The following is a 15,386-nucleotide window of genomic DNA, read 5'->3' on the forward strand; positions in this document are numbered from 1 at the left end:
TTCGATATTCTGCTCATCGCGTATATACATCACATCATCGCAAAAATCTACTTTGCCGGTTTCAACATTATACATGGCGCCAACTACGCCAATCTCCCGTTCTCAACCAACTGCTCTAAATGAAACTGCGTTCGATGATGCTTTTACGGAACGTTTAACATTGATTTCTGCGTTTCAACAAACGTATAGTTCGCAGATGTTCTGTCTTTTTTGAACTCTTTCCTGGTAAACAGCCGGTTGCAGTTTAGATAACAGCTCTGTCAGCTTCCCATTTCGACATGGTCGCACGCGCCTTTACCCGCACCGCATTTTGAATGCCCCGTTTACAATTAATTTTGACCCCGCTACTTTACAGGCAAACTCCATACTGCCGAGTATATCCGTGTTTACGTGTACCGGCAATACGTACCGAAAAATGTCGCGGTCCACGGTGAAATATTAATTCGGCAAGATGGTGTTCTGCTGTCAATACAGCTTAGTATGGTGGCAAAGGCCACTGTCCGTCTGATACATGTTTTGCTGTAATAAATTCCGGTTTCCTTATAGTTTTATAAAACGGTCATTTCCCTCTTTTAAAATTTCCGGCTTCATTCTCGGCGTGGTGTTTATCTCGGGTTTCTTTGTATGTTTTCATTTTCAGCTTATTTTAATTCATGAATGGATTGTACATGTATGTCATTCTCGATTTTATATTCTTCTTTGAAGCCAATCAGTATCGGCGTGATTTTCTCCTTGGCCTGGACTTCTCTGAAATTTCTTATCAATTCCAGTACATCGTAATCATTATAGGTTGTTTTGGACGCATCAATGGTGACAACCGAATTTTTCAGGTAAGTGTGCCAGCGTCTGCTTGATGCTTGCCTTGTTTAAGAAGGAGACTTCTTTCCGCCTAGCTGTATCCTGATTTATCACCGGCATGGTAGTCTTCCTTGTGGAAGAAATATGCGTTTGCCAGGTTGCCTTTTAATATATAAAAATACTGACTGCCAATCCTACGCCTCGCCTTTTCAATAAATCGGTGAACACCACCACAAGTACCGTGACTATAAACGGAACCCACTGGTGTTTTCCATTTTGAAACATCTCTTTGTATATTGAAATTTTAGTCAGCTTATAACCTACGGTGAGCAATATGGCCGCGAGTGCCGCCAGTGGAATTTTATTGTAATGTTGGAATCAGGGCAACACACCAGCAATAAGAAACTGTGAAACATGGCCGACACCTTTGTTTCGGCTTTGCATTCACATTGGCAGAACTCTGACAATTACAACGGTTATGGGCAGCCCCTATCAGGCCGGAAACGATATTTCCGATTCCCTGCGCCTTCAGTTCCAGGTTTGTTGAGGACTCTTTATGCGGATCAATATTGTCTACCGCCTCTATGCTTAAGAGTAGTTCGATTGAAGCCACTACTGCAATCGTGGCAGCAATGGTGATGACCTTTACATTGGTAATCTGCGAAAAATCAGGGAAGGTGAAAAACCCCAGAAACTCATTCAGGCCGTTGGCGATAGGCACATTCACCAGATGCGATTTTTCAGTTATGGCAAGCGAAGAGCCCGTGGTTACGAACAGTTCGTTTAAGACAATACTGACAATTACAGCCACCAAACCACCGGGAATAAAACCCGCTCTGTTTTAATAAACGGTTTTCCCCAAAGAATCAAGATCGCAAGGGCTGTTACCGCTATCAGTGTAGCGCCCAGGTTGATATGCTGCAAGGGTGCAGAAGTGCTGTGAATGTATTTTCTCCGTTTGCCTGTATAAAATCCAGGTTTCCTTCTATATCCGCATCATAGCCAAATGCATGCGGAATCTGTTTCAAAATAATTAAGATTCCGATTGCCGTCAGCATGCTACCTTTATGACGTTTGATGGGAAATAATTGCTGATGGTTCCGGCTTTTTAAAAAAGCCCAATACCACCTGCATGATACCGGCTAATACGACTGCCAGTAAAAAAACATTGAACGCACCCAATTGTTGAATTGATACCAGCACAATGGCCGCCAGTCCCGCAGCGGGACCACTGACGCTCAGTTGGGAATTACTAATGGATGCGACAACCAATCCCCTACAATACCGGCAATCATGCCGGAGAAAAAGGCACCCGGATGCGAGTGCGATACTAAGGCAAAGCGGCAATGCCACCAGAAAACGACTATACCGGCAGGAAGGTCCTGCTTCCATGTTCGGAAATATTTTTGCATAATAAGATGTTTACTGTGTGTGTATGATTATCATCAGGCTTTTCCCTGACCAGTTAACGGTCTTCTATAAGGAAAACCATTGGAAGAAATAATGATTATGCCGCATCGGGCGGAAAATAGACAGCCATGGAGTGATCTTCATCTATTGGAAGATGCTGATATTGGGCAAGTCTGTTTTTTTGCAGGGCATTAAAAATGCCGATTGCCCTGTTTTTTATATCTGCTGAAATGTAAGGGAAAATTTTAGTCTCTTTAGCGGTATCTTTTTGCTGATGTTCCTCTTCCGCCATTTCTGCCATACTGCTGGGCTCGGACTGTAAAAATACAATGGATTGGTCACCATGAATGTCATGGCAAATAAAATCATATAGGTGAACAGCATTTTCACGGCGCAATTATACCCTCAAAAACAGATATAGACAAGCATTTAACATTATTTAGATGTAAATAGTTCAACAAAAAAACATTTTTTTTTAGCTTATCTTGCTACTGAAAACTTTATCCCTTATTTATTTAAAATAGGAAGATCATCATGCAGACTTTTAACGAACGGTTCCGGCAAATTGCATTCTTTTTTTAGTGGCGCTCGGGCTGCTTATTTTTTACAGCTTCAGTTTCTGGTGCCCGGAATTTTGGGTGCAGTAACCCTATATATTTTAAACAGAAAACCTTTCTTCATTCTGATCTATCAGAAAAATGGAATAAGTATCTTGCAACCACCCTGCTAATATTTCTGGATGCTGTGATTTTATTGATACCCTTTGGCCTTGCCACCTATTTTGTATTACCGAAGGTGCACAATTTTTCAGAGAATGCCGGTGATTTGTTTGCCGGCGTAAAGGCAATCATAGAACGTGTTTCGGCCTCCATCGGCGTTACAATACTTTCCAAAGAATCATTGGGCAATATTCCGGCATTGGTATCTTCAATCTTCCTCGATTTTCTCAATTCAGCTTTCAATGCATTCATGAATATTTCCACCGTGTACTTCCTGCTGTTTTTCTGCTGATCAATGCAAAAATTAGAAATGATCCTGTTAAAATACATTCCTTTGAATGCCGGAAAACAAAAACTGATTACTGCAGAAACAAAAAACATCGTGGTATCCTATGCCATCGGCATACCGGTAATCGCCATTGCCCAGGGTTTTTGCGCCTATATCGGTTATACCATTTTCGGCACCAAGGATCCGATGTTGTGGGGTTTGTAACCGCTGTTTGTTCCGGTTATACCTTTTGTCGGCTCCGGCTTGATCTGGATTCCCCTGGCGGTATTTTTATATATCCATGGAAATGCGGGTGATTCGCTGGGACTCGCCGTCTACTGTGCATTGGTGGTATTAAATATTGATAACCTGCTGAGGCTGGTCTTTCTCAAGGCCTATGCCAATATTCATCCTCTGATTACATTATTCGGTGTCATTACCGGATTGAAGCTTTTTGGATTTATCGGGCTGATTTTCGGGCCCTGCTCGTTTCATCCTTACTGCTGCTGATTCGAATTTATATCATAGAGTTTTCTTCCGAAAACAACAGTGCATAATCCCGGATTTTTCCAGTTTTACATTACGCGTTTATGCTTAACGACTCAGCTGTTCCTGTAAAATCTTATTGACCATATCATGCTGTATCAGGAGCATGGAATGGGAGCCGCCCTCCACCGGAATGGCGTTTTTAATATTCCTGAATGGAAACATCTCATCCTTCGTTCCGTGAATATGGATAATATCTTTTCTGTAATCTTCCCTGCCGTTCCATTTTACAATCGCATCCACACACCAGTACAAGAATTTGGGGGAGTTATTTTTTGCCATACTGACGGCCAGATGGCGCAGTCCGGGTTTTTTCAGCACCTCCCGTTTGAACATGCTCCCGAATTGAATCGAATGGATGAAACCCTGTCCGGGAAGCAGTTTATGCATATTGGTGAATTTCATCTGCTTCAGCAGTAACGGCATTTCGCTCCGGCTTTTCACGGAAGAAATCAACACCACCTTCTCGGGCTGCACATGGCGTATCAGTTCCATCGTCATGATACCCCCCATCGAATTTCCAACGATGTTAAACGGTTTCGTGGTGTCCATCAGCGGAATAAATTTCTGCATAGGTTTCCATCGTATCATGGGTATGGTGTTCCGGGAATGGTAGATAAACGGGGTTTTCCACCACCGCCATCTGGTATTTGAAGATGCGCTCATCCGAGGCGATACCGCCGATAAAATACGTTTTGTTGCTGTCACAGCTCTAAAATAAGGAAAAAGAAGGAGTTTTTTCTGATACCCCCCTGCTCAGTCAGGATCTCTCAGTGCGCGTTCAATATTTTTATCCGGAACCAACCACATGATAGCGGTGAGTGCAAATAACAGCGCTGAAACCAACGGAAAGAACAATGCACAGGGGATGGAAACGGCATAAATGACAAGTGAGAGGATGCCTTTCTTTTCCTGTGTCTTCAGGGCTTCTGTCAGTCGGGTGCGCTGCTTCAAATCAGATGCGATGGCAGCCTGAAGAATGAAAAAGGCAATGGCGCAGCATAATAAATTGACGGCATAGGTGGCTACCGGAATCCGGGCGAAATGATTCTCTCCCATCCAGCCCGTGGTGAACGGAATCAGGGAAAGAAAAAACAAAAGACACATATTGGACCAGATGAGTTTACTGTTTACACGATGCGCCGTGTGCAGCAAATGGTGGTGATTGCCCCAATAAATGCCCACATACACAAAACTCAGCACATAACTGATAAAGACCGGCGCCAATTCCCAAAGGGCAGGCAGCGTGGCCTCGTGCGGAATCTTTAATTCCAGGACCATAATGGTAATGATGATGGCGATGACACCATCACTGAACGCTTCTAAACGGGATTTGGTCATGGTTGATTTTATAAACAGACAACTGTTGTTACACAATTTCTTTTCAAAAATACTCAATAAATCCATTGCAGGAGTGCCCAGCGAATGGAAGAAAATTCGGGCAGTGCGGCACGGGTGTGTTCATCGCGGTTAAAAATCAGTTCGGTATTGTTTCCCGCTCCGTCAAAATACACCAGCCAGGGCGCAGCCATACGGTCTGCCAGCAGGTGCAGCCGGTACAACTGCTCCTGCCGGGTGGTATGGGCACTTGTGGGTACCGTGAATTCCAGTTTATACGTATCCGTAAATTTGGCATATCTTTGGGCAGCGGTGTACTGCGTTTCATTGGGCAGTGCTTTCAATAGTGTATCTGCGAACAATCGGCTATCCTCTTCATTTTTTATGCCATCCGCAATGATGGTGATGCTTATCCCTTTAATCATGGCTGAAAAGATACGGATTTCATCTTTTTAAAAATCGGAAAATAAGCATGTCACGTTTGGTGTAAAATCATCTTTTATTTCCGTCGGGTTTTGCTGCATCTTTACATCATCAAACAGCTGAAGCTGGAAACATAAAAAACCAACCCTTAGAAAAGAAACCAAAAAAACCAAACTAAGGTCCGGAAACATAGAAACCCTACCCTAAACGTCCGGAAACCTAAGAACCCAAAGAGCAGCGACCGCTGCTCTTTTTTTTATTGTCATCATCGTCATTGCGAGTGAAGCGAGAAATCTTCCTCCTTTTTAGAAATAAGCCTGGTTGCAGCAGGCTCTTTCTTGTTGGTAGAAAGGACAGTGTGCAATAAAAGTGCAGACTGCTTATTCTATGAACATCGCCGTCCTTTCGAGTGAGACACGAGCGAGAAATCTTGCTTCTGTTTAGCAGTAAACTTAATTGTATAGGTGCATTGTTTTTTGCTTATACGTTTCCGCTATAGGTTGGGTCAAAATCCACCATCCACTCAATACCGAATTTATCTCTGAACATCCCGAAATAGGAACCCCAGGGACTGTCAGCAATCGGCACTTCAATACTTCCGCCTGCTGAAAGTCCGTAAAATAACCTGTCGGCTTCTGTACGGCTTTCTGCGCTAATAGCAATTTTAGATCGGTTTTCATTCTCATTGACCGGTCCCATGCTTTCCGGAACGTCATTGCCCATTAAAATGTTCTTGCCAACAGGTAGGGCAATGTGCAGAATTTTGTTGGCATCATTTTCCGCTACGGGGAATTCAGGGCCTGAGAGGTCTTTAAGACGCATAATTTTTGCAAACTCTCCGCCGAATACTGATTTGTAAAACGTAAACGCTTCTTCGGCATTTCCATTGAAGTTAATGTGAGGATGAATCAGTGCCATATTTTTTAGTTTTCAGTTTTTTTCTTTCTTATTCCTGCTATCTGAGTGAAGGGTGTCGAAAAACGGTATGCATATTTGCAGTGATCATTCTTCCTTTTTTTATTTAAGGGTCCAATTGTGTCAGCTTTATTTTCTAAAAATATCAATAAGCTTTTCTACATGAATTTCTAAATCAATGTCGCCACCTGCACCAATTGAAAACCTGTGTTGGCTGCTGGCATTATTTTATAATGTGTTGATAATTAATCTATGTAATATGTATTTCAATTACAAGTTGTGTACAATTATGTTAATTCAAAATGATACACTTTTCAAATGTCAGGGGCAAAATTTGATCCGTCCTAAAATATGTTTACCGTTTTAGTTATTAAATCCCGCTACAGGTTTACAAAATTATAACTGCCAACAATTTTCACACGTCAGAACTATCTTAGTAAAATTTCACACATAATACCTACAAGATAATGTGTTGTTTTATATTTTCTGAATACAAGACGCACTATTTTCCAGTCCAAATTATCAGGTTCTTTTCCGCCTGGATAATAGAAACCCAGAAAATCATCATTTTTGTAATAAACATCCATGTTATTGGAAATATCATTGTCCGCATAAAAATTATTATATTCTATTTGATTGTGAAAGAGGGCTTTATCTGTGAATATAATTTCATCAAAAAAGTCTGGTATTGATAATATTATTGAATCTTCGGAGTTATCCCGGTAACCCCAAAAATATGTTTTTCTGTTAGGTTTCCTAAAATCTTTAGCGAACAAAATCTGATCACTTTCTGCTACAACATGTGCCAGAGGTGAAAAGCGGGCACCATCTGTTGGGTGAATGTATTTAGCTAATTTGTAGTACTGCTTTGCTTTACAATATTTCAAAATTTCTTTTGCTTTTTGAATCAGCAATGAATCGTCTATCCCTGTTTTGGTTGATAAAGGTTGAGCATTAAGTATCAATGCTGCATTTAAAAAAATCAGAACCCAAATGATTTTCTTCATTTAATTTCTTTTTCTAAATAGAAAAAGACACCATCCCATCTTATAATCACATGGGTATCATCTAAAACAAAAATTTCTTCTACAGGCGTTTCGGGGCTATTGGTTGACAAGCACCGGATTTTTTCACTTGTTATCCCTAATTTCATCACATCCGAATTATATTGGATAAAAAATTCTTTAGCAGGGAATACTGTATCTCTCAATATTTCAAAGTTTTTGCAAACTGTATCGTTAGGAAAAATTTCTTTATAGGAAGGAATTTCTTTAAATGGGATAATTGCATCTTTTGAAAATGATACTGTTTTTTTTAACCACTCACCGGCTGTTTTGTCATCCATTGCCGAGAATTCAGAAAAAACATATTTTGTTATTTTCCACTTCCCGCTAATGATTGATTGTTTAACATCTGTAACTTCAGTATTCATTTTTACGCTTTCTTTTTTTTCGGAAGCATTAGAATTGCAGGATAAACAAGCAAACACTATAATAATAGCTACGCTTAAATATATACTGTATCTCATAGTTTTATTTTTTATAATGCTGAATTCAAGTAATAAATGCAATTTTGTTTAAAATAGGTTTATCGTTAGTAAAAATAGCATTTGCTATCTCATTTGGGGTATAAAAGCTGAGTTTTTTTCTAGGTCTGTTGTTGAGTTTATTTTCTATTTCATTTAATTTTTCTTGCGTCAGGTATTCAAAAGACGATTTTTTAGGAATATATCTGCGAATAAGACCGTTGGTATTTTCCACCGTTCCACATTCGTAACTGGAATATGGATGTGTAAAGAAGTATTGAACACCGAGCTGTTGGGCTATATCTTCATGTCTGGCAAATTCCTTACCATTGTCAGAAGTGATGGTGTGCAAATAAGGTCGAAAATTGTATAGGGTTTTTATGGTTTGACGAGCCACCTGACTTGCGTGTTTTCCATCTAATAAGACCATTTTGGTATACAATGTTTTTCTGTCTACCATTGTCAATATAGCACCCTTATGATTCGCTCCGATAATGGTATCTACTTCAAAATCTCCAAACCGTTCTCTGTTATTAGCCTGCATTGGACGCTGTTCGATACTGACTTTGTTAGGTATCTGTCCTCTGTAATCTGACTTATTACCACGTTTCCTTCTGCATCTTTGCTTTCTAGCCAGGTATTGATATAGTACTCCACCCTGTTTTTTGTCCTTCCAAACATATTGATAAATAGTTTCATGGCTGACTTTGGTACAACCTTCTAGCATTAGACGGCAGCTGATTTGCTCCGGTGATAGCTCTTGTTGTAAAAGATGGGCTACCAGCAATTGTACGGAGTCCGTAAAGTATTTATGCTTTTGCTTGATCTGATGCCTGAACACAGCGTACTGATGTGCATTCTTAGCATCATATCTGCCGGAATACATCTTATTTCTGGCAATCTCCCTGCTGACACATGACGTACTCTTACCAATGTATTCGGCAATCTGCTTCTGATTGAATTGTTTTGACAATAAGGTAGCTATTTGATACCTTTGCTCTGCGGTGAGTTGTTTAAATGTACGATTCATTTGCAATTAAGTTTAAGCACTTCAAATATAGTGGGTGAAAGCCCACTATGTTTGAAACTTTTAATTGCATTTATTACTTGAACTTAGGATTTTTAATAAAGATACTTAAAATTCTGCATCTTAATATATGAGTGAGCCTGTTCTTCTTCTTAAAATTAGACTCGCATTTATTTATTAACCACTGTTCATCAAACTGGCTCCAGATTCCGGCCGGACTAAAAAGATTTGGATATAGTGAGGGACGCACTTCATATAAATCAATATCTTTAATTTCTTTTAAATCCAATTTTGACGACTTGAAAGTAGTTTCTAATCTTTGATAATCGACACTTGTTAAAGCATTATCCAGATAAAATTCAGCTAAAGCAATCCATACTTTTTTCCTGGATTCTAATATGTTATTGGGTATAATCATACTTTTCATAAATACTGAAAGCCGAATTCAATACGTATCTGCTTTTTAATTTTCATAAAATTCGTAACCATCTTTATTAATATAACCTGTTCTTTTATTAGGAAGTTCAAAACGAGCAAGCCCGTATTCAAAAGGATATAATTTTTTATATTTCATTTCTTTTGTAATTCCATAATATCCGTAAAGTCCTTTCTTTTAAACCAAATATAAATCATCAATAAATTTAACCGAATCAAACATCTCTAATTTATTATCGTAAAAAATACCCTGTTGGCTTCCTTTGGTGATAATAATTGCATGTGGATAAACCGGGAAAATTTTTCCCACACTGTGATTTCCATCATACCGGATATAGCTATTTCCATTGCTGAAATTAATAGCAGTAATTCCTGATTTATCAATCGTGTCAGTTTCAACAAGATGTGGTTTTTTGTTATCGTAGCCGGTATAAAACACGACAGAATAATTCGTTTTGTTTTCTACAATTTCATAAACATACTCCGGCACAGTGCCACAAACTCCGTAGGAAAATTTTGCTTCTTTCTTCTTTTTAAAATCTTTATCTATATAGAATATTCTATCTCTTTTATCCAATACCTGAATAAAAGAAACCAGGTATTCAACATATTTTAAGTTTTTGAAAATTCTTTTATCGTTTTTCCAAACACTATATTTACCATTGCTTTGAGTTACTTTCCCTGATTCGGTAAAAGTGAAAATCACGGATTCATCACTTTGTGAAAAAGTTTTTATAATAAACACCAAAGTGACAAAAAATATAAGAAAAAGCTTAATTTTCATTTTTTAAATTACAATATATTTTTCAATCATTCAAATGTTGAGAATTTTGGTCATAAGGAATTTATCTTTGTTATTTACCGCTATTTACAAACTTCTTCAGGTGACCCTTCCAAAATAGCTATAACGGATTGCAGCACCCGAAGGTGGCCGGGTTGAAACACCAAACTGTCAATACGTGTAAAATCCAGTGAAGTTGACCACTCTTATCCGGTTAAAGTGACCGTGTCAAATAATAGCGAAGAAAGACACCAAGAGCTGCTTTCAGGTTATTTTGTCTTTGTCCTGTATAACCCAGACGCAAGCAATTCGTTGCTTGTCAAAATTATCTCTTGTTATTTATTCCGGGTCTTGATTCACTTTAATTTAAATATTTACAATTTTTAGTCGGTTAAATTACGCAAAATAAACATTGATTTCGATATGAAACCCGGTCTTTGGTGCGGTGGCAATGCGGGCTGGCGAATTTCAAGATATTTTGTGCAGTGGAAAAAAAATAAAACACAGAAGGGTAGGCAATGAGTGTAGGCTTACTCGCTGTCCTAATGTGGTATCGTCCTTATATCCGTATTCACCTGTCAAAATGGTTTACGTTTTCTTTGGAAATAGCATTTGTTTCCGTACAATGTGGTGTCGTCCTTTACGCTTGAAGCCAACTTAGTTATATCGATTATTTTTCCTGTACCTATTTCAAATATAGGGGTTAAAAATCAAAATATAAACGGCTGGATAGATAAGTTTCTTACCCCTTTAATCCCGCCTTTTCACTGATTTCCAGCATGCGGTCAATCGGAATTTTTGCCTGTATGCGCAACGCTTCATCCATCAGCAGTTCGGGCAGTTCGTATTTCAGGCACAGGTAGATTTTCTCCAGTGTATTCAGCTTCATGTGCGGGCAGTCGTTGCAGGCACAGCCGTTGTTGGGCGGCGCGGGAATGAAGGTTTTGTGCGGCGAGGCCTGCTGCATCTTGTGCAGGATGCCGGTTTCGGTGGCCACGATGTATTCCTGCGCATCGTCGGCCTGGGTGAATTTCAGCAGGCCCGTGGTGGAACCGATGTAATCCGCCAGTTCCAGCACGGCGGCTTCACACTCCGGATGGGCGATGAATTTAGCCTCCGGGTGTTTCTCTTTCAGCCGTGTAATTTTCTCCAGCGAAAAGATCTCGTGCACCATGCAGGAACCGTCCCACAGCACCATTTCCCGGTTCAGTTTTTTGGACAGGTAGGCGCCCAGGTTTTTGTCGGGCGCGAAGATAATGCCGCGGTCATAGGGAATGGCATTGATGATATGCTCGGCATTGGAGCTGGTGCAGATATAATCACTCAGTGCCTTGATTTCAGCAGAGCAGTTGATGTACGAAACGACGGCGTAGCCGGGGAATTTTTTTTTAAATACAGCGAAATCCTCCGGAGGGCAGCTGTCTGCCAGCGAACATCCGGCTTTCAGGTCGGGCAGGATGACTTTTTTTGTGGGGTTCAGTATTTTGGCGGTTTCTGCCATAAAATGCACTCCGGCAAACAAGATGATATCTGCCGTGGTGGCGGCAGCTTTCTGCGCCAACTGCAGGCTGTCGCCTATATAATCCGCGATATCCTGAATATCGGCTTCCTGGTAGTAATGCGCCAGTAAAACGGCGTTTTTTTGCTTTTTCAGGCTGTCTATTTCGGCAAACAAATCGAGCGTCGGATCGATGTGGATATCGAGATAGCCGACCTGCGCCAGCCGGGAAATTTTTTCTTTTAAATCGGATACTTCTGCCATGGTGTAAATTGAAGTTTAAAGGTAATTTGATTTTTCGAAAAAACTAAAAATTAAAACTTCTGTCTGTTGAGTATAATAATATTAATAATCTATTTAAAATATTTTTTTACTATTATAAATTACCGGTGTGAATTCGTTGATAAAAAAGTAGTAAGTAATAAGTAGTAAGTAGTAAGATTTATTAGCACTATTATTTATCCACCTATTATCCACATACTTTTATTTTAAGACCTATAACTGTAATATATCCGCTTTTATTAGGTATTTCATAATTTCCTGTTCCTTATCCCATCTTCTTTACAAACACTTGTTCACTACTTTATCCATAGGTTGTTGTGTATACTTTTTCCGTACCCGTCCGGTGTATTAATTCGTATTTACTGTGTTTAAAATTTTTATAACTGCTATTGCCCGCGGAGAATATTTTACAGTGATTTTAAAAGTTGTGGAAAGAATATTCTATACACATTGATTCACATATTTTACAAATTTTGAACATATTTTATGGTGTACAACCAGCCTAATAAAATCAGGGGTTTTGAATTGAAGCTAACATTTATGTGTATAACTTGTCGCTTACCGGTAAAGCTTGTGAAACGCTATATATTGTTCCACGTTTTCCGGGATAAAATACCTGATGGACTTTTTATTTTTTATCCTTTGCCTGATTTCAGTGGCGGAAATATCCAACAATGGTAGTGAGTAGAATTTTGAATTTTGAATAGCTGCTGCGGAATCAGGTATACCTCTGTTATATATAATTATGGTGTAGTTTTTCTGTATCCAGCCGGATTCTTTCCATTCCTGAAATTTGGCTGTATTATCACCTCCTATGATAACATGAAACTTGTGGGCCGGATATTGCCGGTTCAGCTCTTTTAAGGTAGTACAGGTATAGGACGGTTTGGGTAAACTAAACTCGATATCAGCTACCTTAAAATAGCTTGTATGTTGCACCGCTAATTTTACCATTTCCAGTCGGTGGTTTTCATCGGCTAAATCGCTGTTTTTTTTAAACGGATTTTGAGGAGATACCACGAACCATATTTCATCCAGCTGAGCAGCCTCCCGGATATAGGTAGCCAGGAGCAGGTGTCCGTGATGAACCGGATTGAAAGAACCGAAAAGAAGACCAATTGCCGCCACAGTTACTGTTTAAGATGGAAAGATGAATACAAATTTTCTATCTGTTGATTCATTAAAGTTACGTCAAATTGTTGTACCATCTGCAGTGCCGCTGCGGAAAATTCCAGCCTTTTTTCCGAATCATCTAATAGAATGTTTACTTTCTGAACAGCATCTTCTACTGTACTATAGATATACCCGGAGTTATTATCCTGAATGATTTCAAGCGCAACCGGAAAATTACGGCAAACCACCGTCACTTCGGCAGCCATAGCTTCTAAAACGGCAGTTCCCAATCCTTCCGAGTGAGAGGTAAACAGAAAAATATCCATATCCTGAAGCAGTTCCGGAACCGTATTTTTGAATCCAGTAAAATGGATAAAAGGGTATTGCTGACTGATTGTTTTTAATTGTGAACCACCTCCAATAACCACACATTCCACCTCTTTTCGATGTTGTGCCAGTTGCCGGCCTATTTCTGCAAATTCTTCTACATTTTTTTCCTGCTCTATAGAAGTTACGATACCCACTACTTTTTTTTCAGGCGTAATGGCCAACTCTTTTCTTAAGCCGTTTGTGCTATTACTATCGTCAGATTTTATTTTTCTGTATTTTTTAAGATCAATTCCGGAATAAATCACTGTCAGTTTGTTTTCAGGCACCACCTTTAGCATCTTTTTCTTTACTTCCTGGCTGATACAGATAATTTTCAGTATGTTTTTATGATTGTATTTCCATACGGAAGTTACCGGATAGCTGACGCGCCGGTGAATTACACAAGGTGTTTTCAAACCAAAAAATACCGCTGCCAAATACGTATTGATGGCATGGGAATCGTGCAGGTGAATCAAATCAATCGATTTTTCTTTACTTATTTTTTTTAACCGGAAGGCAGCCGGTACATCCAGCCCGAAGTGCTTTTTATAGGTGAAAACTCGCTCTTTGAACTGTTCATTTCGTTCCGCTAAAACTGAATTTTCCGGACAAAAAAGAAAGGTTTGGATGTTTTTATAAAATCCATTAAAGATAGAATCTACCTGTTGCTCTCCGCCGCGCCAGGTAGTATGACTGTTGATGTGTAAAACGTTTAAGCCCATTTGTTTTTAAGTCCGAATCCGATGAGTAATAAGTAGAGGCAGTTTCCGAATAGCGTGCCGAACCAGGCATCCCATAAGGCAAACAGCATCAGCCCGAAACTGATAATAAAGAAGACGTACTTTTTTTCCTGAAAGAAATAGAAGGAAGGATAAACGAACAACAGGCAAACGATTAACCCCAGAAATACACCAAAACAGGCACCAAAAAAGATGTACTGGCTGTGCGGCAGATAATAGTATTTTTTATCCAGGCCGGGATAGATTTTTTTGTAGATTTCTGCACTTGCTTTATTAATATCACCCAGGCCACAGCCAAAGAATTTATGCTGCAATATGATTTCCATACCTACGTTGATGGAGATTAATCTTCTGCTGTCCGTATATTGAATGGCGTCTTTATTTTTACTGGAATATTGTTCCAGATCGTATTTCAGATAACCTATTCTGTTTTGAACGGTTGATAAGGATAAAAACAACAGTACCCCCAATACGATAAAACCGGACAAGACAAAACCGGTAGTACGGCTCGTTTTTTTGAAAACGAAAATAGTGTAACCCGTTAAAAAAAGATAGGTTAGTACAATACCACTGCGAACCGCATACAGGTGTACGATGAAAAAAAATAATACACAGAAGAATCCTGCTGCTATTCTGATGCGTCTGTCTAATTCTTTTTTTGTAACAAAAGTATACAGTACAAAAATAAGGATGCTGTATAAGATGGATAGCTGTACATGATGAATTTTAAAGGTATTGATAATGTTTCCCGTTGCATATATATTTTTCAGGGATTCGGTATCATAGGAGAACAAATAGTACAAACTGTGCGCGGATTGAAACAATACACAACAGATGCCCACTATCATCAGATTACGGATGCTTGATTTAGGAACGGAATAATTTGCGATGGCCACCGGAAAGAAAAAGTACAGCCATTTGATGTTTGTCAGCTGCCAGTAGGTGTAATAATCCGTGCTGTTGAAAACAGACAGGATATAAACAGACGCTAAACTTACAGATGCTAAATACAAGCGGTTATCCAGTAACTTTTTCAGATGGCGAATTGAATTTTTATGAAACAGGATACTGAAGCAGATTGTAACGATTCCGATGCTTTTCAGTGCATTGGAAAGAAACAGACCCAGTATTACCGCATATAATCCATATTCCACCAAATAGTCTGCAAGTGTAGTATATATCGATGAGCGTTTTTCCAA

Annotated in this window: 16 protein-coding genes and 1 pseudogene; 3 read left to right on the forward strand and 14 right to left on the reverse strand. The window is 39.4% G+C overall.

Annotation, left to right across the window (positions count from 1 at the left end):
- Window positions 1-641: 641 nt before the first annotated feature.
- Window positions 642-2,210: pseudogene (locus IPM95_10795) on the reverse strand (SulP family inorganic anion transporter).
- Window positions 2,211-2,305: 95 nt separating this feature from the next.
- A complete protein-coding gene (locus IPM95_10800; GenBank protein ID MBK9329768.1) occupies window positions 2,306-2,509 on the reverse strand; it encodes a hypothetical protein in 204 nt (67 codons plus the stop codon).
- Window positions 2,510-2,952: 443 nt separating this feature from the next.
- On the opposite strand from IPM95_10800, the gene IPM95_10805 reads away from it, so the two are divergent.
- From IPM95_10805 to IPM95_10815, 3 genes are read left to right on the forward strand one after another with little or no spacing between them, the layout of a single operon-like run.
- On the forward strand, window positions 2,953-3,219 hold the full coding sequence (locus IPM95_10805; GenBank protein MBK9329769.1) for a hypothetical protein: 267 nt from the start codon (window positions 2,953-2,955) through the stop codon (window positions 3,217-3,219).
- An 18-nt stretch (window positions 3,220-3,237) separates the two neighbouring features.
- Window positions 3,238-3,420, forward strand: coding sequence for a hypothetical protein (locus tag IPM95_10810; protein MBK9329770.1), 183 nt, complete (start codon window positions 3,238-3,240; stop codon window positions 3,418-3,420).
- Between the two features lie 39 nt (window positions 3,421-3,459).
- A complete protein-coding gene (locus IPM95_10815) occupies window positions 3,460-3,705 on the forward strand; it encodes an AI-2E family transporter (GenBank protein MBK9329771.1) in 246 nt (81 codons plus the stop codon).
- An 84-nt stretch (window positions 3,706-3,789) separates the two neighbouring features.
- On the opposite strand, the gene IPM95_10820 is transcribed toward IPM95_10815, so the two are convergent.
- The 12 genes from IPM95_10820 to IPM95_10875 form a co-directional block, all read right to left on the reverse strand.
- Window positions 3,790-4,449: an alpha/beta hydrolase gene (locus IPM95_10820; protein MBK9329772.1), complete on the reverse strand. Its 660-nt coding sequence runs from the start codon at window positions 4,447-4,449 to the stop codon at window positions 3,790-3,792.
- Window positions 4,450-4,497: 48 nt separating this feature from the next.
- The gene (locus IPM95_10825; GenBank protein ID MBK9329773.1) at window positions 4,498-5,082 is read right to left on the reverse strand and encodes a DUF1211 domain-containing protein; all 585 of its coding nucleotides are present in this window, start codon (window positions 5,080-5,082) and stop codon (window positions 4,498-4,500) included.
- Window positions 5,083-5,135: 53 nt separating this feature from the next.
- Entirely contained in the window at window positions 5,136-5,504 is a 369-nt protein-coding gene (locus tag IPM95_10830) for a hypothetical protein (GenBank protein MBK9329774.1), read from the reverse strand.
- Between the two features lie 478 nt (window positions 5,505-5,982).
- A complete protein-coding gene (locus IPM95_10835; GenBank protein MBK9329775.1) occupies window positions 5,983-6,420 on the reverse strand; it encodes a VOC family protein in 438 nt (145 codons plus the stop codon).
- Between the two features lie 425 nt (window positions 6,421-6,845).
- A complete protein-coding gene (locus IPM95_10840; GenBank protein MBK9329776.1) occupies window positions 6,846-7,424 on the reverse strand; it encodes a hypothetical protein in 579 nt (192 codons plus the stop codon).
- On the reverse strand, window positions 7,421-7,945 hold the full coding sequence (locus IPM95_10845; protein ID MBK9329777.1) for a hypothetical protein: 525 nt from the start codon (window positions 7,943-7,945) through the stop codon (window positions 7,421-7,423). Before IPM95_10845 ends, IPM95_10840 begins: the two co-directional genes overlap by 4 nt.
- A 25-nt stretch (window positions 7,946-7,970) precedes the next feature.
- A complete protein-coding gene (locus tag IPM95_10850; GenBank protein MBK9329778.1) occupies window positions 7,971-8,972 on the reverse strand; it encodes an IS30 family transposase in 1,002 nt (333 codons plus the stop codon).
- A gap of 610 nt (window positions 8,973-9,582) precedes the next feature.
- Entirely contained in the window at window positions 9,583-10,188 is a 606-nt protein-coding gene (locus tag IPM95_10855) for a hypothetical protein (GenBank protein MBK9329779.1), read from the reverse strand.
- 739 nt (window positions 10,189-10,927) lie between these two features.
- Entirely contained in the window at window positions 10,928-11,947 is a 1,020-nt protein-coding gene (gene nadA / locus IPM95_10860) for a quinolinate synthase NadA (protein MBK9329780.1), read from the reverse strand.
- Window positions 11,948-12,523: 576 nt separating this feature from the next.
- Window positions 12,524-13,093: a nicotinate-nucleotide adenylyltransferase gene (locus tag IPM95_10865; protein ID MBK9329781.1), complete on the reverse strand. Its 570-nt coding sequence runs from the start codon at window positions 13,091-13,093 to the stop codon at window positions 12,524-12,526.
- A gap of 2 nt (window positions 13,094-13,095) precedes the next feature.
- Window positions 13,096-14,169 carry a glycosyltransferase family 4 protein gene (locus IPM95_10870; GenBank protein ID MBK9329782.1) on the reverse strand — a complete coding sequence of 358 codons (1,074 nt, stop codon included), beginning with the start codon at window positions 14,167-14,169 and terminating at the stop codon, window positions 13,096-13,098.
- Complete coding sequence (locus IPM95_10875) at window positions 14,160-15,386, reverse strand: O-antigen ligase family protein (protein ID MBK9329783.1); 1,227 nt, start codon at window positions 15,384-15,386, stop codon at window positions 14,160-14,162. Before IPM95_10875 ends, IPM95_10870 begins: the two co-directional genes overlap by 10 nt.

It is taken from the genome of Sphingobacteriales bacterium (genome assembly GCA_016719635.1).
Classification (GTDB): domain Bacteria; phylum Bacteroidota; class Bacteroidia; order Chitinophagales; family JADIYW01; genus JADJSS01.